We start from the raw sequence: 16,606 nt of genomic DNA on the forward strand, positions 1-16,606 counted from the left end.
TTGAACTGCGGGCTGAACTTCCGCCGTGATGCACTTGCCATGCTCTTGATCCTCTCCCATCAAGAGGAACTGTCCAAGAACCTTGATACACCCCAGCGTGCTCGGGCGGGGAGTAGATGGTGTAGAGAATCAGCGGCTCGTCGCCGGTGTTGCGGAAGTTGTGCTGCGCCCCGGCCGGCACGGCGCACTGATCTCCGGCTTCGATCGGGTGGGTCTCGCCGTTGAGGTCCGCGTGGCCGGTGCCGGAGACGAACGTCAGGATCTGGTCGGTCTCCGGGTGGACCTCGTCGCCGATCTCTCCGCCGACCGGAACAGTCATGACCACGATCTGCGCGTGCTCACCCGTCCACAGCACCTTGCGGAAATCCGGGTTCTCCTGCGCCACGTCTGCAATGGTGAAGTGCTGGACATTGCCGTCAATGCTGAATGATTTCTCGGTCATGGTCTTCTCCTTCTATCTGATGGGGCCTTGTCGTGGTGCCGGTGACCGGGGTCCAACGGCGGGACTGAGAGTCCCGCCGTCCGGCGGATCGGTCAGGTGTTGGCCTTCTCGGTCGCGGAGTCAGTGTCAGCCTGCGCTGCTCGCGATGGGGCGCGCAGCTCCTTGGCCATAGCGGTGGCGTCCTGGGCGTTGCGCATCAGTCGCATCGCGTTGGCGATCACGACCAGCACGGAACCCTCGTGGACCAGCATGCCAATCGACATCGTCACACCGCCGGCGAAGACGCCCGCGAGCAACAGCACCACGGTGACCAGAGCGATCGCGATGTTCTGCCGCATCACGGACACGGTGCGCTTGGCCACGCTGATGGATTCCGGGAGCTTGAGCAGATTGTCACCCATCAGCGCGATGTCCGCGGTCTCCACGGCCACGGCCGAACCGGCCGCACCCATCGCCACGCCGATGTTCGCAGTCGCCAGGGCCGGGGCATCATTCACCCCGTCGCCGACCATCGCGACCGTATGCCCCTGCTTCTGCAGCTCAGAGACCGCATCCAGCTTGTCCTCGGGCAGCATCGACGCGTGGATCTCATCGATCCCGGTCTTGGAACCGATGGCCTCGGCCACCAGTCGTGTGTCGCCGGTGAGCATGACGACCTTATCCACACCTGCCTCGTGCAGGCGCTTGACCATTTCGGGCGCATCCTCGCGGATCTTGTCGGCCACGGCGACGACACCGATCACAGTGCCACCGACAGCCACGATCATCGGAGTCTTGCCCTGAGCTGCCAGCTGCTCAGCAGCCTCTGCCGCACGTTCGGGCGCACCACTGCCGTCGGTGATCCCGTACTCGACCAACAGCGGAGCATTGCCGATCAGCACCTGACGGCCCTCGACGTCGGACACGATGCCCTTGCCGGGCACCGGAGTGACAGCACCGGGAATGCCCTCGGGACCCACACCCTCCTCCTTGGCGGAGTCGAGAATCGGACGGGCCAGCGGGTGCTCCGAGCCGGCCTCGGCGGCAGCCGCCCAGCGCAGGACCTCCGTGCGGTCATACGCCGGGTCCAGGACCACGACGTCGGTCAGCTGCGGCCGGCCCTCGGTGAGAGTTCCGGTCTTGTCCACAGCGACGGCCGAGATCTTGGCAGCGGTCTCAAGGTACTCTCCGCCCTTGATCAGGATGCCGTTGCGGGCCGAACGGCCGATGCCAGCGACGATCGCGACCGGGATCGAGATCACCAGTGCGCCCGGGCAGCCGATAACCAGCAGAGTCAGGGCCAGCACGACGTCCTGAGTGATCAGCCCGGCCACGAGAGCGAGAACCATCACCGCAGGCGTATACCACGTGGAGAAGCGGTCGATGAACGCCTGGGTCTTCGCCTTGGCGTCCTGAGCCTCTTCCACCCGGTGGATGATGCGAGCCAGAGTAGTGTCCGCGCCGATCCCGGTGGCCAGCACCTGTAGGAAACCCCCGCGCGAGATGGTGCCCGCGAAGACCTGGTCCGTTTTAGATTTCTCGACCGGAATCGATTCGCCGGTGATGGACGCCTCGTCCAGCGCGCCGGTGCCGGCCACGACCTGGCCGTCCACCGGGACCTTGGCCCCGTTCTTCACCAGCACGATCTCGCCCATCTTCACCAGGTGGGCAGGCACTGAATCGCCCCGGGTCTGGTGGAGGCCTGATCCCACGGGAGGATGAGGAGCATGGCAGCACCGAGGAAGTACCCCGATGAGCTTCGGGAGAGGGCCACGAGGATGGCCGTGGACGCGCGGCGGGATCCAGCGACGAAGTCAGGCACGTTCCGTCGTGTGGGCGAGCAGCTCGGGATCAATCCCGAGACTCTGAGGAACTGGGTCGTGCAGGCCGAGATCGACGAGGGCCACCGGCCCGGAACCACGACCGGCGACGCCGAGCGGCTCGCTGAGTTGGAGAAGGAAGTGCGCGAGCTGCGCCGGGCGAACGCGATCCTGCGGTCGGCCTCGGCTTTTTTCGCAGCGGAGCTCGACCGCCCACCGCGATGATCGTGACGTTCATCGACCAGCACAAGCACGAGTTCGGCGTCGAGCCGATCTGCCGCACGCTCACCGCAGCGAGCACCCAGATCGCGCCGAGCACCTACTACGCCTTCAAGACCCGCCCGCCCTCGAAGCGGACGCTGCGGGACGAGGAGCTGCTCGCGCAGATCCGGCGCGTGCACGCGAAGAACTTCGGGGTCTACGGCGCGAAGAAGCTCCACGCTCAGCTGCGCCGAGAAGGCGTCGCAGTCGCGCGCTGCACCGTGGAACGGCTCATGAGAGCCGAAGGTCTGCGCGGCATCAGCCGAGAGAAAGGCCCTCGGACCACGCGCCCAGGCGACGGCCCAGATACACGTCCTGACCTGGTCGAACGCAACTTCACCGCGACGGCCCCGAACCAGCTCTGGGTCGCCGACATCACCGACTGCCGCACGTTCGCGGGATGGGTGTATGCCGCGTTCATCATCGACGTTTTCTCCCGCCGTGTGGTCGGCTGGCAGCTATCGAAGTCGCTGCGGACCGACCTCGCCCTGGACGCGCTGGAGATGGGGATCTGGACCCGTGAGCACGCAGGTCACGACGTCTCCGGGCTCACGCATCACAGCGACAAGGGCGTCCAGTACATCGCCGTCCGCTACACCCAGCGCCTCGCCGAAGCCGGGGCCGTGGCCTCGGTCGGCTCGACCGGCGATTCTTACGACAACGCCCTGGCCGAGGCCTTCAACTCGCTGTTCAAGGCCGAGCTGATCCGTAACCACGGCCCCTGGACGGGCATCGACGAGCTTGAGATCGCGACCGCTGAGTACATCGACTGGTTCAACCACCGACGTCTCCACGGCGAGATCGGCATGATCCCACCCGTCGAGCTCGAGGACATCTACCATCACCACCAGACCGTGCCGGCGACCGCCGGCACGGCACTTGCAAGCCTCTAACAAACCCGGGGCGATTCACCCTGAAACTGCTCTCCAACGCCGCCGACATCTACGAGCATGCCGACGATGCGAACCGTCGGCTCCTCAACCAGGCGCTGGTCAAGACGATCTACATCGACGAGGACAACGACGTGCGCGTCGGCTACCGCAACCCGTACGACGGGCTGAGCATCCCCGGCCTCCATGCCGACGCGCTGAGCTGGGCCGCCGAGGCAAAGAAGATGGGCCAGGCTGAACCCTCGACCAAGGGCGGACCCTTGGCCGCGAGTTCAAACCTGACCCGTTTGGGGTGGCTAACGGGACTTGAACCCGCGACCCCCGCGACCACAACGCGGTGCTCTACCAGCTGAGCTATAGCCACCATCGCTGCCAGCAGGCAGCATCGACCATTCTAGGGCGGTCGCAGGCGGGGGGGCAAACCGGGTGGGTGTGATGAATCCCGCACTCCACCGGCGCCGCGCAGCCTGTGCCTCGCACCTGGGCCGCTGTTGCCCTGCACTCGCCGCCGACAGCAGGAACAATGCCTGCCCGCCCCCGCCCCGACGGTTCCTCCACGAACGCTGAGGAACGCAACGATTGGGTCGCCGAAGGGTAACTATTCGGACTCGGACGCAGTCATGCCCGGAGCACGTTCGTATGCTTGACTCCGTCGTCGTCGTCGCCGCACGCCTCCCCGTCTCCGAATCCCGAACCGAGGTCACCCGCTCCATGCCCATCGCCCAGGTGCACGTCTCCGCCGATCGCTCGGCGGAAGCGACCGTGGATGGTGCCACCTCCCACCATCCCGACCTGGGTGCTGCCATGACCCGGCTGACCGCGCTCGCCCGCGAGGGCGGTCAGCCCGTCACCCTCGAGATCCACGACGACGGCACCGTGCGCACGCTCCACATCGATCCGAGCGGCCGCGTCTCCATGCAGGCCGCACCGCTCGCACCCTCGCAGCAATCCGCACCCTCGCAGCCGGCCGTGCCCTCGCAGCAGTCCGAGATCCCGACCGCCGCGCCGGAGGAGCCACCCGCGCCTGAGGAGCCCGCCTCGTCTGATGCCACGCCGCCGCGCGCCAGCACGCCCGACGGCTATCCGATCGGCACCCCGTACTCCGGTCCGGCCGCTCCCGGCGCGAATGCGCGCACCCGCCGCCGGGCCCAGCGCCAGGCCGACCGCCGGACCGCGGCGCAGTCCGCGCGCAGTGCGCCCACCCGCTCGAAGGCCCCCGACAGCGGGGCCGCTCGGCATCACCCCCGTCGGTCGCGGGTGCGCGGTCTCACCGCACCGACGATCGTTCTCGCGGTCATGCTCGTCGTCGCTCTCGGCGCCTATTTCCTGCCCCGGATCATCGGCTCCCCCGACGGGCTGACCCCGCAGAGCATCCCGGCCGGCAGCACGAACACCTCGGAGGACTCGCTCGCCCTCGAGGACGGCCGGACCCCGGTCCCCGGTTTCGCCGCCCAGCCGACGTGGGAGTCCGAGGTGCCGGCGACCGCCTCGGTCACGGCGACGGGCCGCGGCGTGCTCGTCGTCGACGGCAACGCCCTCGCCGTCCTCGACCCGGAAACCGGCGAGTCCCGGTACACGGAGGACATCGACGCGCCGATCAGCTTCGCGGTCGACACCGTCATCGATGGCGAGCGCGCGCTCGTGTGGCGCACCGGAGACCGCGCCCAGGCCCTGTTCGACGGCGAGACCGCCCCGATCGAGTACACGATCCCGGACGACGCCCGCATCTCCTCGGCCGGCACGAGCGTGCTCATCAAGGAGGGCAACTCCCTGTCGACCTTCACCCGCGACGGCCTCACCGCGATCCCCACCCCGGACCCGGGGTACACACCGATGGCGCTCGACGGCACCGCGCTCATCAGCGCGGAGTTCTCCGGCACGGTGACCACGACGGACGTCGACACCGCCGAGAGCTCCGAGATCCTCCTCGAGAGCCCGTCCGACGACCTGCAGATCTTCCGCTGGGTGACCGCCGGGCACGGCAAGATCGTGTCGCTGTGGGGCGAACCGGGCGCGAGCGCGACGAGCGGCCACCGGATCCAGCTCGTCGTCCACTCCGCCGCGGACGGTCGCATCTTCTCCACCGTGTCGACCACGACCGACGCGGTGGGCGAGGCGAACTGGGTGCGCGGGCAGGGATACCGCCTGGCCGTCATCGGCCCCTACCTCTTCACCGTCGACGGCGGGCTGCTCGTGCGCAACGCCACCGCGCACCACCTGCGCATGGCCGAGCCGCGCGGGGAGATCGTGCCCTCGTCGATCGACGACACGCGGTACCTGCTCCACGGCAACACCGCGTGGCGCTCGGACGCGAATCTGCTCGCCGTCACCGACTCCGGTTCCCACGCGATCGTGCGCACCGGCCAGGACCGGGTCGTCGGCTACCCCGCCCAGTGAACCCGGCGCCGCATGGGCGCGAACCGCGCCGCGCACGAATTGCGGTCGTTGTGTAAGCGTCGCTTTCGTCTTCTACGCACCGTAGTCGTTACGATGAACACAGGAGCGTCACAGCCGTCCCCCGCTCGGCCACCACCCTGATCGAACGCCGGCGACGACGACCCCGGGCCACACCCCGGAACTCCTCCATTCGATGTCGACCCCGAGGACCGCACGTGCGCCCCAGCCCGATGATCGGCCGCACCGCCGCCGCCGTGGGCGTCGCTGCGCTCCTCGCCGGCGGTTCCGCGATCGGGGCGGCAGCCGTTCCGACGGCCGGGCCCGCACCCGCTCCCCCGGCATCCGAGTCCGACACCGCACCCGAGGCGCCCGTTGCCGCTCCCGAGGCACCCGCCGCCGAGGCGCCCGCCCCCTCACCGCAGCCCACGAACGTTCCGGGCCCCGCCGCGATCCCGACGGAACCGGCGCCGGAGGCTCCGCAGCAGGAATCCCCGCAGGACGTTCCGCAGGACAGCGGCACCGATGCCGAGGCGCCCGCTGAGGACCCGGAGATCGGCCCGAGCGAACCGGGCTCGGACCCGAGCGATGACCCCGGCCTGGGGCCGGTCGATCCGACCGCAGATCCGACACCGGAACCGACCGCAGATCCGACGCCGGGCCCGACCGCGGCACCGGAGCCGACGGATACGCCGACGTCCGAGCCGACGCCCGACCCCAGTCCGACGGAGACCGCCTCCCCGACACCGGGCCCCACTCCCACGGACACCTCTTCTCCGTCGGCGACGCCGGCGCCCACGCCGACCCCGACTCCCACGGGCGACCCGGAGAACCCCGGCGATGGTGGAACCGATCCGGATGAGGGGACTCCGAGCGGCACCCCCACCCCGGAGCCCACCCCGGCTCCGAGCTCCCCTGAGCCCGAACCGACCCCGGAACCCACCCCGACTCCGAGCTCCCCTGAGCCCGAACCGACCCCGGATGACCCGGGGCGCGACGATTCCGGACCGCGCGACGACTCCGATGACCCCGACGACAGCGGTGACGAGCCGGCCGACCCCGAGTCCGACGACTCCGGTCCGGGAGCGGACGACCGCGGTTCCGGATCCGGCGACCGGCGACCGCGGACGAACGATCCGGTGACCGGCAGCGGCGGCTCCTCGGGCACCGAGGTCCCCAACAGGGCCGGCACCGACTGGGCTCCGCAGGCGGGGAACTCGGGCCAGGCGCTGAACGAGGACTACTCCGATCCGGTGCCGCAGGCTCCGGGCTCCCAGGACGACCAGGACGTCATCAGCGACGGGACCGACGACGCGACCCCTGATCCCGACACCGACTCCGATATCGATGCCGCCGGTGACGCCACCGGGTTCGGCTTCAGCTGGCCGCTCGCAGCGCTCATCGCCATCGGCCTGCTGTGCCTGGCCTTCATCGCCTTCGTCATCGGCCGTCGCGGCTCCGACGAGCACTGAAGCCCCCGCGGCCCCGACCGAACCACCCCGAACCGGACTGCCGTCGAGGCTTCACCGGGCTATCGCGCCCCCGCCTCCGGGCCCCACACCTGGGCATCGCGCAGGGAGCTGGGCACATGAGAAAGCGCCCGCCCTGGTCATCAGACCTGGACGGACGCTTTCGGTGGTACACCCCCCGGGACTCGAACCCGGAACCCACTGATTAAGAGTCAGTTGCTCTACCAATTGAGCTAGAGGTGCGCAACGAGTCACCACTATACACTCACTCCGAGGCCGACGAGAACTCGAATCCGCGGAATCCGGAGAATGTGGCACGTTTCACCCCGGGCACCGGATCAGAGGTAGAGCCCGGTCGATTCGTCGCCGGCCTGCTGTCCGATCGCGTGGACGTCGCGCTCCCGCAGGAGCGTGTACGCACTGCCCTCGAACTCGACCTCGGCGCGGTCCTCGGGATCGAAGAGGATCATGTCGCCCAGGCTCACCTGGCGGACGTGCGGACCCGCGGCGACGACCTCTCCCCAGCCGAGCCGGCGGCCCACCGCCGCGGTGGCGGGGATGACGATCCCGGCGCGGGACTTCCGCTCGCCCGATTCCCGATCCGGCTGGACGAGGATCCGGTCGTGGAGCATCCGGATCGGGAGGCCTGCGGAATCAGGCACGCGACTTCCGGATGGCGAGGAAGGTGACGAGTGCGGCGACGCTGAGGATCACACCGCCGATGAGCGCCGCGCGATCCGACTTGACCGAGCCGTCGTCGGCCACGAGCACGGACTTGGCGCTCTCCGCCGCGCGGTTCGCCAGCGCCGAGGGGTGCACCCGCCCCATGAGCTCGTCGACATTCGCGGCGAGGCGCTGTTCGCGCAGGCGGATCGATTCGACGAGCTGGGCCTTGTCGGCGGAGTCGACGGTGACGTCGGAGGTGTAGACGTTGCTGCTCATGGTGATGTGTCCTCGGGTCGGCGGGTGTGGCGGTGCCGCGCCCCGCGCCCAGAGCCTGCAGTCGCCGCTGCTGCGCCCGGGTGCCGCACCGTATCCTTCGCCCCTGAGCTTACCGAATCCCGGCGGCTATGGTTGAACCGGACAGACCGCCAGCGAAAGGACTCCATCGTGCCCCGCCTCGAGATCGGCGACACCGCCCCGGACTTCACCCTGCCCGATTCCACCGGCACCCCCGTATCCCTGTCGGACTACCGCGGCCGCCGCGTGGTCGTGTACTTCTATCCCGCGGCCATGACCCCGGGCTGCACCACCCAGGCATGCGACTTCCGCGACTCCCTCGCCGCGCTCGAGGCCGCCGGCGTCGCAGTGCTCGGGATCTCACCGGACTCCCCGGAGAAGCTCGCGAAGTTCGTCGAGAAGGAGGGGCTGAACTTCCCGCTCCTGTCCGATCCGGACAAGGAGATGATGAAGGAGTGGGGCGCGTTCGGCGAGAAGAAGAACTACGGCAAGGTCGTGCAGGGCGTCATCCGCTCCACTGTCGTGATCGACGCCGAGGGCACGGTCGAGCACGCCCAGTACAACGTCAAGGCCACCGGGCACGTCGCCCGGCTCCGCAAGCAGCTCGGCCTCGACTGAGCGCTGCCGTCGCACCGGGGCACCTCGAGCACGGCTCCACCTGCTCGTGGGATAGGATCTCGGTGCGACTCGCGCGAGTGGCGGAATCGGCAGACGCGCTGGATTTAGGTTCCAGTGTCTTCGGACGTAGGGGTTCAAGTCCCCTCTCGCGCACACCTCGGGCCCGGCCCACTCCCCCGTCACCGCAGCGCCGGGGAGAGACCGATCTCAGCCCTCGTCGGGCTGCGGGTCCGTGCCCGGGTCCTCGTCGGGCCGGTAGCGCGGGACGTTGGAGATCCTGCCCTCGTGCTGCATGTCGCCGGGTCGTTCCCCGATCGCCGACTGCCACTGGGACGGGAAGTCCTTGAGGTCTCCGGTCTTGTTCGCGTCCCACTCCTCGAGGGTGAGCGGCGTCTGCAGCCACAGCGTGACGAGCTCCGCGCACGCCCTGAGGGAGTCGACGTGCGTGCGCTCCCAGCCGTGCGAGGCGTCGAGTCCGAACGCCAGGAGCGCCGCACGCGCCCCGGCGCCGGCCTCGAGCGCGGCGGCGACATCGGAGCGGTAGAAGTGGAAGATGTCGCGGGCCACCGGCAGCTCGTGGCGCTGGGCCAGCGTGATGAGCTTGCGGGTGAGGTGGTAGTCGAAGGGCCCGTGCATGTCCTTGAGCGGGATCGTGATGCCGTACTCGATCGCGTTCTGACCCGGCGCGCACACCGCGTTGTCGATCGACACGAGCTCTGCGACGTCGTCGGACACCCCGGACGAGGCACCGTGGCCGACCTCTTCGAAGATCGTCACCATGATGCTCGTCCGGTGCGGCAGGCGCAGACGGCCCTCCTTGACGCTCTTCGCCGCGGCGAGCGCGATCGCGACCCCGGCCTTGCCGTCGAGGTGGCGGGAGTTGATGTATCCGGAGCGGGATCGCTGCGGCCCGGCCATGAGCGCCACGGTGTTCCCGATCTCGATGCCGAGCTCCTCGAGCCCCTCCCTCGACTCGACGCGCTCGTCGACGCGCACCTCGACGTGCTCCCAGCCGACGCCCTGCGTGTCGATCTCGTCGCCGAACGCGTGCCCGCTCGACTTGAGCGGCAGGATGGTGCCGGTGTAGACGACGTCGGGGAACTCGGTGACGATCTGCACCCGGGCACCCTCGGCGAAGCGTGCGGAGAAGGTGCCGACCGGGACCACGGACAGACGCCCGTTCGGCTTGAGACCCGACACCATGCAGCCGATCGTGTCGGCGTGCACGACGAGCGAGCGGTCGAAGGTCTCCGTCTCCCCCGGCAGGTCGACGATGAGGGTGCCCTGCCGGGTCACCGTCGAGTCGAGTCCGAGGTCGTTGACGATGTCGCCGATGTACTGCATGACGGCGTCCGTGCGGCCGGACGGGCTGGGGGTGCGCAGCAGCCGGAACAGGATGTCGACCATCCACTCGGTGTCGATCTCACCGGTCGACAGGTCCTGGAACCCGGTGAGGTTCGCCTTGCCGAGCTCCTGCACGTCGATCGTCCGGTCGTCGCTCGGTGCGGTGCCGGCCCGGGCGGTGCCGGTGGTGGTCGTGTCCGTTCCTGCGGCGTCGGTGCCGACCGCATCGATCCCGGCGAAGTCGTCCGTATGGTCCTTCATGGTGCCTCCTGCTGCGTTCTCACTGCTCACGGCAAGAGTAGCGGCTCGACGAACCGCCGGTGAAACGGTCTCGGGCGGCGGCGCGCGGGGACCTCAGTTGACGGGGTCCTGCGGCTTCTCCGGCTGCCAGGTCCACGGGGTGCGGGCGGAGTTCGGGAACAGGTAGTCGATGAACTCCGCCGGCACGGGCTGCGGTTCGTGGTTCGCCAGCCCGGGACGCTCATTGGCCTCGATGAACACGTACTCCTCGCCCTCGACGTCGGGCACGAGCAGGTCGATGCCGCTCACCGGGATGTCGATCGCCTTGGTGGCGGTGAGCGCCGCCTGGGCGAGGGCTGGGCTGAGCCGGTCGGTGACGTCGTGGATGGTGCCGCCGGTGTGGAGGTTCGCGGTCCGGCGGACCTGCAGCCGCTCCCCCGCCTCGAGCACGTCGTCGAAGGTGTAGCCGCCCTCGCGCACGGTCGCCTCGGTCGCGTCGTCGAGCGGGATCTTCGACTCCCCGCCGGTCGCGGCGGCGCGCCGCTTCGAATGGCGGCGGATGAGTTCGTGGATCGGCGTCTCGCCGTCGCCGACGATCGTCGCCGGCCGGCGGATCGCCGCCGCCGACACGCGGCCGTTGATGACGAGGATCCGCAGGTCGTCGCCCTCGGCGAACTCCTCGAGGAGCACCTCGGAGCCCTCGCCCCCGGCGCGCCGGAGCGCGTCCTTGAGCTGCTTCTCCGTCTGCACCCCGATGGTGATCCCGGCGCCCTGCTCACCGCGCACCGGCTTGACGACGAGAGCGCCGACCTCGTCGAGGAACTCGACATCCTCCTGATCGAAGGTGGCGCTGCGGCCCCGGGGCACGCGCACCCCGGCCTTCTCCACGATCTTGCGGGTGACCCGCTTGTCCTCGCACCGGCTCATCGCCACCGCGGTGGTGTACTGCGACAGGGATTCCCGGGTGATGACGGTGCGGCCGCCGTGCTCGAGCTGGATGTAGCCGGTGTCGGCGTCGAGCACGGTGACGCGGATGCCGCGACGGATCGCCTCGTCGGCGATGATCCGCGAGTACGGGTTGAGCTCCTCGAGTCCCTCGATCTGCCGCTTCGCGTAGAGCTTCTCGTTGATCGCGTTCTTGCGCTTGATGCCGTAGACCGGGGTGCGGTCGAAGCCGAGCCGCTCGTAGAGCTTGATCGCGCCCTCGTTGTCCCACATCACCGACAGGTCCATGAACGCCGCGCCGGCATCGCGCATCCGATGGGCGAGGGTGATCGCGAGCTGCTTGCCGAGCCCGGCGTGGACGGTCGCCGGATCGACGGCGAGGCACCACAGCGAGGAACCGCGGTCCGGGTCGTCGAACAGCGCCCGGTGGTCCACGCCGGTGACGGTCCCGATGATCTCCCCGTCGGCGGTGTCGACCGCGACGAGGTACTGCACCGCGGGGTTGTGGTTGTGGTTGTCCCACATCACCTCGACATCGGCGGGCACCATCTGCCGGAGCACGTAGATCCGGTTCATCCGCTCGGCCTCGTCCTTCGTGCGGACGGGGCGGATCTCGATCCCCGGGATCGGGGTCGACTCCGGGATCTCCCCGGTGAGGTCGAGCCGGTACGTGTGGCTCGGGTCGATGAAGTACTCCTCCGGGTGGAGTGCCACGAGCACGTGCGGATCCTTGAGGTACATGCAGATGTCGCGCGTGCCGCCGGCCTCGTCGCGCAGCACGCGGCCGATCTCCTCGATCTCCGAGAAGGTCTGGCCGAAGACCAGTCGGCCCCAGCCCAGCTCCTGGATCACGTCGGTCTTCATCGGTGTCTCCTGTTCGCCGGTGCCGGTCGGGTCCGGGCCGGGGTGGGCGGTGGGCTGGGGCATGGGTTCAGGCGGCCGGCCCCGTGATGCCATGGCTCTGCAGCCACAGCTCGAGCAGCGCGATCTGCCACAGGCGGTTTCCGCGCAGCGGAGTGAGGTTCCCGTTCGGATCCTGCAGCAGCTGCGCCACGGAGTCCTGCTGAAACAGCCCGCGGTCCCGTGCGGTCTGCCCGGTCACTGCGTCGGTCACCATGTCGAGGTAGGGGCCGGCGAGGTGCTTGAGCGCCGGCACCGGGAAGTAGCCCTTCGGCCGGTCGATGACGGCGGCCGGGATGACCCTGCGACCGGCCTCCTTGAGCACGCCCTTGCCGTCCTGCGCGGTCTTGAGGCGGGCCGGGCACTGCGCGGCGAGCTCGACGAGGTCGTGGTCGAGGAACGGCACGCGCGCCTCGAGGCCCCACGCCATCGTCATGTTGTCCACACGCTTGACCGGGTCGTCGGTGAGCATGATCTGGGTGTCGATCCGCAACGCCTTGTCGATCGCGCTCGACGCGCCCGGGTGCCGGAAGTGGGCGTCGACGAATTCGCCGGACACGTCCGAGCCGGCGAGGAACCGGGGGCTGACGAGCTGCGCCATCTCCTCGTGGCTGCGGTCGAAGAAGGCGCTCCGGTAGCTCGCGAGCGCGGCCTCCGGGTCGGTCCCGGCGGCGTACATCGGCGGGTACCAGTGGTAGCCGGCGAACACCTCGTCGGCACCCTGTCCGGACTGGACGACCTTGACGTGCTTGGCGACCTCCTCGCTGAGGAGGTAGAAGGCGACGGCGTCGTGGGACACCATGGGCTCGGACATCGCATGGATCGCGTTCCCGAGCGCCGGCAGCATGCGGGCGGTGTCGATCCGGATCTGGTGGTGGCGGGTCCCGAAGTGCTCGGCGATGACGTCGGAGTACTTGAACTCGTCGCCCTCCTCGCCGCCGGCGGCCTCGAAGCCGATCGAGAAGGTGTTGAGACCGTGCTGGCCCTCCTCGGCGAGCAGGCCGACGATGAGGCTCGAGTCGAGTCCGCCGGACAGCAGCACGCCGACGGGCACATCGGCGACGAGGCGGCGGCGCACCGCGGTGCGCAGGCTCTCGAGGATCGCGTCCTCCCAGTCGTTGTCCGACCAGTCGGCCTTCGCCGGATCGTCCTCGTAGATCGGCTCCCAGTAGGTCCGCTCGGTGCGGGTGCCGTCGGGCTCGATCCACATGAGGGTGGCCGGCGGGAGCTTCCGCACGCCCTGGAGCATGGTGTACGGCGCGGGCACGACGGCGTGGAAGGTCATGTAGTGGTGGAGGGCGACGGGGTCGATCCGGGTGTCGACTCCCCCGCCGGCGAGGATCGCCGGGAGGGTGGAGGCGAAGCGGAAGCTGCCGTCGACCTCGGCGTAGTAGAACGGCTTGATGCCCAGCCGGTCGCGGCCCACGAGCACGCGGCCGGTGCGCTCGTCGAACAGCGCGAAGGCGAACATGCCCTTGAGGCGGTGGACGAAGTCCTCACCCCACTGCGCGTAGGCCTTGAGGATGACCTCGGTGTCGGAGTGGCCGCGGAAGGAGTGGCCGAGGCCGCGGAGCTCCTCGAGGAGCTCCGGGTAGTTGTAGATGCAGCCGTTGAAGACGATGCTCAGGCGCGTGTCCGGGTCGTGCATGGGCTGGGCGCCTGCATCGGAGAGGTCGATGATCGCGAGCCGGCGGTGGCCGAAGACGACGTGGTCCTTCTCGTAGAGGCCGTGGCCGTCGGGACCGCGGTCCGTCATGGTCCGGCTCATCGCCTCGACAGCGGCGCTGTCCGGCGCGTGGACCGCCCCGATCTCACCACAGATTCCGCACATGGCCTCTCACATCCTCATCTCGTCGGCGTCCCGGGGCTCGCCCGGATTTTCATCCTATCGGTTCGGGCACGGTGCCGGTGCGGGCGGACGGGGAAGGTGGGCGAGGTCACGGCCGGTGCGGGGTCGCGGCAAGGCGGCCTGTGGGCTCAGGCGAGGTGCGGCGGATGGTGGGCCCACGCAGGCGCGGCGGCAGGTGGGCTCACGCCGGCGCGGCCGCGCTCACCACGGTGAAGCGGCGATCGCGCGCCCACTGCGCGGAGTCCCCGAAGGCCCGCTCGATCCCCGGGCGGTACCGCAGGTGCGAGTTGAACACGCAGACGAGGCGCCCGCCGGGGGCGAGCAGCTCGTGCGCCCGGTGGATGAGGGTCCGCGCGGTGCCCGTCTCGATGGTCGTCCCGTCATGGAACGGCGGGTTGAGGACGACGAGGTCGAACATGCCGGCCGCGACTGCCTCGGCTCCCGCGCCCCAGGGCAGCGGAGCGGTCGCGTCCTGGAGGAGGAGCCGCGGACAGGTCGGCTGCGAGTGGTGCGGGTCGGCGGCACGAGCCCGTGAGCCGTTCCCGTCAGGCGTCCCGGCGGCGCAGGTCACCGCGGCCGAGGCGATCGCCGCCCTGGACACGTCCACACCGGTGAGTGCCGCTCCGGGGTGGAGCGCGGCGAGCAGCCAGCCGTTGCCGCAGCCGAGGTCGAGGATACGGCGGGGCGCCACCGGCTGGTCGGCGTCCGTGGGAACGGGTTCCGCTGCCGCGGGCGGGGAGCCGTCGGCTTCGGGCAGGTCCGTCGCCGGTGCCGCCGGGCCGAGGTGGCTGCGGACGGCGTCGAGGAGGAGCTCGGATCCGGGGTCGGATGTCGGGCCGCCGAAGCAGGCGCCGAACGCGCTCACCCGGATGTCCGGGATGCCGGGGACCCGCGTGCTCACGGCAGCGGTCCGCGGGGCGGGGATCCGATCGGAGGCACCCGGGACCGGAGCGTGCGATGCGGTTCCCTGCGAAGCCGCGCTCCGCGGTCGCGAGGCGATGAGGAGTCGGGACTTCGCGCGGCCGGGCGACACATCGACGCGGTCGTAGAACTTCGCGAGCTCGGCGTTGAGCCCCCGGCTCATGTGCTTGTCGCGTCCGACGACGACGAACTCCGCGGCCACCGGGGCGAGCACCTCGAGATACTCGTCGAGCACGCGCACCGCCTTCGGTGCGGAGAGGAGCACCCGGCAGGGACCGGGGAGGGAACGCGATGCCTCGGCGAGCGCCCGCAACCCGGGGGTGGGCTGCACGGATGCCATCCACTGGATGCGTGATCCGACCGCCTCGACCGCGTCGACGGCCCGGCGCGCGGACTCCTCGGCTGCGATCGAGTCCGCGTAGGCGACGACCGGGCCGGCCCCGGTGAGTGCGACCACGAGAGCGAGGGCGCCGCTCGCGTCGTCGAGGACGATCGAGCCGGGTGCCGGAGTGTCAACCCCGTCAGTTCGGTCGGTGCCCGCTCCGTCCGTGCCGTTTCCGTCCGTCCCCATCGTGGCGGCCTCCGCACCGCTTCCCGCCGCCGGTCGGCCGGAGACGTCGAGCACCCCGGCAGCGCGGCCCGTCAGGTACTCCTGGACCAGGCGCGCATCGGGGTGACCGAGCGGCCAGCCGGCGAACACTGCGGCGAGCTCCCGGTCGGTGGCCGCGATCGGTCCGTCGGGGCGGAGCAGGGCTTCGGGCAGGAGGGAGGCGGGCATGGCGACAGTCTACGGAGACGGTGCGGCAGGGAGGCTGCGCGCCGCGGGGAGGAGCACCCCGGCAGGTCGGGACGACGCCGCCGATGTGCGCACCCCACCGCAGAGGCGCAGGTGGGGCGGGCCGACCGGGGCGGACGCCTCGTGCACGGTCCGGCCGGCGCCGACTATGGTGGACAGGGACGACCGGCCCCGTTGAGGAGATCCCCCATGACCATTCTCGTCGGCTACACGCCGAACCCCGAAGGCACCGCAGCAGTGGAATTCGGCATCCGCCAGGCCCGCGCATTCGACGACACCCTGCTCGTGCTCAACGCCGGGATCGGCGAATCGAAGGACGAGCGCGGCGTCGCCTCGGAGGAGCAGCTCGCCGAGATCGTGAAGAAGCTCCAGTCCGCGAGCATCAAGTACGAGCTCAAGCAGTTCCTGCGCGGCAACGACGCCGTCGAGGAGATCCTCGCGCTCGCGGAGGCGTCCCCCGAGGTCTCGATGATCATCATCGGTTCCCGCAAGCGCTCGGCCGTCGGCAAGCTCATCATGGGCTCGTCCGCGCAGCGGATCATCCTCGGCTCCCCCGTCCCCGTGGTCTCCGTCAAGGCCTGACCCTGGCGCGGCCGCCCCGGCCTTCCCCGAAAGTCCCGCGATTCCTGCAATCCCCCTCACAACCTGTTCAGGTCGAAGGGGTGAGTGCAGGAATTGCGGGACTTTCCCCTCATGGAGCCCTGTGACCTGAGGACGGGCAGTCGTCCACAGGCAGTGGAGGGGGTCTTGTCCGGGGCTGCCGGGCGATGGAGCCTGG

The 16,606-nt window shown here is 69.9% G+C and carries 11 protein-coding genes, 3 tRNA genes, 2 pseudogenes and 1 other annotated feature; of the genes and pseudogenes, 6 read left to right on the plus strand and 10 right to left on the minus strand.

The window, feature by feature from the left end; genetic code table 11:
* Positions 1-94 precede the first annotated feature (94 nt).
* Positions 95-442, minus strand: a pseudogene (locus AB0I45_RS00005) (cupin domain-containing protein); the annotation flags it as partial.
* A gap of 92 nt (positions 443-534) precedes the next feature.
* Positions 535-2,097, minus strand: a pseudogene (locus tag AB0I45_RS00010) (cation-translocating P-type ATPase); the annotation flags it as partial.
* 51 nt (positions 2,098-2,148) lie between these two features.
* Between AB0I45_RS00010 and AB0I45_RS00015 the strand changes: the two are divergent.
* Positions 2,149-3,395 (plus strand): IS3 family transposase gene (locus AB0I45_RS00015; protein WP_360315811.1). Its coding sequence is split into 2 segments (ribosomal slippage): positions 2,149-2,434 and positions 2,434-3,395, totalling 1,248 coding nucleotides; the frame shifts between segments, so codons are not numbered across the junction.
* Positions 2,427-2,555: a sequence feature (AL1L pseudoknot), on the plus strand. (Overlaps the previous gene by 129 nt.)
* A 285-nt stretch (positions 3,396-3,680) precedes the next feature.
* Here the strand turns inward: AB0I45_RS00015 and AB0I45_RS00020 are convergent.
* Positions 3,681-3,756, minus strand: a tRNA-His gene (locus AB0I45_RS00020).
* A gap of 275 nt (positions 3,757-4,031) precedes the next feature.
* On the opposite strand from AB0I45_RS00020, the gene AB0I45_RS00025 reads away from it, so the two are divergent.
* Positions 4,032-5,789, plus strand: coding sequence for a hypothetical protein (locus AB0I45_RS00025; protein ID WP_360315814.1), 1,758 nt, complete (start codon positions 4,032-4,034; stop codon positions 5,787-5,789).
* 215 nt (positions 5,790-6,004) lie between these two features.
* Positions 6,005-7,258, plus strand: coding sequence for a hypothetical protein (locus tag AB0I45_RS00030; RefSeq protein ID WP_360315817.1), 1,254 nt, complete (start codon positions 6,005-6,007; stop codon positions 7,256-7,258).
* Between the two features lie 164 nt (positions 7,259-7,422).
* Here AB0I45_RS00030 and AB0I45_RS00035 read toward each other — a convergent pair.
* The 3 genes from AB0I45_RS00035 to AB0I45_RS00045 form a co-directional block, all read right to left on the minus strand.
* Positions 7,423-7,498 (minus strand) — tRNA-Lys (locus AB0I45_RS00035).
* 95 nt (positions 7,499-7,593) lie between these two features.
* Entirely contained in the window at positions 7,594-7,917 is a 324-nt protein-coding gene (locus AB0I45_RS00040; RefSeq protein WP_254668834.1) for a co-chaperone GroES, read from the minus strand.
* Positions 7,910-8,197 (minus strand): DUF3618 domain-containing protein, encoded by a 288-nt coding sequence (locus tag AB0I45_RS00045; protein ID WP_137317919.1) that lies wholly within the window; start codon positions 8,195-8,197, stop codon positions 7,910-7,912. The genes AB0I45_RS00040 and AB0I45_RS00045 overlap by 8 nt, the downstream gene beginning before the upstream one ends.
* A 168-nt stretch (positions 8,198-8,365) precedes the next feature.
* On the opposite strand from AB0I45_RS00045, the gene bcp reads away from it, so the two are divergent.
* Complete coding sequence (gene bcp / locus AB0I45_RS00050; protein ID WP_360315822.1) at positions 8,366-8,833, plus strand: thioredoxin-dependent thiol peroxidase; 468 nt, start codon at positions 8,366-8,368, stop codon at positions 8,831-8,833.
* A 71-nt stretch (positions 8,834-8,904) separates the two neighbouring features.
* Positions 8,905-8,986 (plus strand) — tRNA-Leu (locus tag AB0I45_RS00055).
* Between the two features lie 54 nt (positions 8,987-9,040).
* On the opposite strand, the gene AB0I45_RS00060 is transcribed toward AB0I45_RS00055, so the two are convergent.
* The 4 genes from AB0I45_RS00060 to AB0I45_RS00075 all read right to left on the minus strand — a co-directional run bounded on the left by AB0I45_RS00060 (position 9,041) and on the right by AB0I45_RS00075 (position 15,810).
* Positions 9,041-10,438 carry an osmoprotectant NAGGN system M42 family peptidase gene (locus AB0I45_RS00060; protein ID WP_360315825.1) on the minus strand — a complete coding sequence of 466 codons (1,398 nt, stop codon included), beginning with the start codon at positions 10,436-10,438 and terminating at the stop codon, positions 9,041-9,043.
* Positions 10,439-10,531: 93 nt separating this feature from the next.
* A complete protein-coding gene (gene ngg / locus AB0I45_RS00065; RefSeq protein ID WP_345029830.1) occupies positions 10,532-12,289 on the minus strand; it encodes an N-acetylglutaminylglutamine synthetase in 1,758 nt (585 codons plus the stop codon).
* A 4-nt stretch (positions 12,290-12,293) separates the two neighbouring features.
* Positions 12,294-14,093 carry an N-acetylglutaminylglutamine amidotransferase gene (locus AB0I45_RS00070; protein ID WP_360315829.1) on the minus strand — a complete coding sequence of 600 codons (1,800 nt, stop codon included), beginning with the start codon at positions 14,091-14,093 and terminating at the stop codon, positions 12,294-12,296.
* Between the two features lie 199 nt (positions 14,094-14,292).
* The gene (locus tag AB0I45_RS00075; protein ID WP_360315832.1) at positions 14,293-15,810 is read right to left on the minus strand and encodes a methyltransferase; all 1,518 of its coding nucleotides are present in this window, start codon (positions 15,808-15,810) and stop codon (positions 14,293-14,295) included.
* 207 nt (positions 15,811-16,017) lie between these two features.
* Here AB0I45_RS00075 and AB0I45_RS00080 point away from each other — a divergent pair, with 207 nt between their 5' ends.
* Entirely contained in the window at positions 16,018-16,410 is a 393-nt protein-coding gene (locus AB0I45_RS00080) for a universal stress protein (protein ID WP_137317924.1), read from the plus strand.
* Positions 16,411-16,606 lie beyond the last annotated feature (196 nt).

It is taken from the genome of Brevibacterium sp. NPDC049920 (assembly GCF_040656435.1).
GTDB classification, from domain to species: Bacteria; Actinomycetota; Actinomycetes; order Actinomycetales; family Brevibacteriaceae; genus Brevibacterium; species Brevibacterium pityocampae.

Bases quoted from the DNA above. Each gene is read 5' to 3' on its own strand.
- AB0I45_RS00025 (WP_360315814.1), top strand. From the start codon at position 4,032: ATGCTTGACTCCGTCGTCGTCGTCGCCGCACGCCTCCCCGTCTCCGAA.
- AB0I45_RS00070 (WP_360315829.1), bottom strand. From the start codon at position 14,093: ATGTGCGGAATCTGTGGTGAGATCGGGGCGGTCCACGCGCCGGACAGC.
- AB0I45_RS00045 (WP_137317919.1), bottom strand. From the start codon at position 8,197: ATGAGCAGCAACGTCTACACCTCCGACGTCACCGTCGACTCCGCCGAC.
- AB0I45_RS00080 (WP_137317924.1), top strand. From the start codon at position 16,018: ATGACCATTCTCGTCGGCTACACGCCGAACCCCGAAGGCACCGCAGCA.
- AB0I45_RS00075 (WP_360315832.1), bottom strand. From the start codon at position 15,810: ATGCCCGCCTCCCTCCTGCCCGAAGCCCTGCTCCGCCCCGACGGACCG.
- ngg (WP_345029830.1), bottom strand. From the start codon at position 12,289: ATGCCCCAGCCCACCGCCCACCCCGGCCCGGACCCGACCGGCACCGGC.
- AB0I45_RS00060 (WP_360315825.1), bottom strand. From the start codon at position 10,438: ATGAAGGACCATACGGACGACTTCGCCGGGATCGATGCGGTCGGCACC.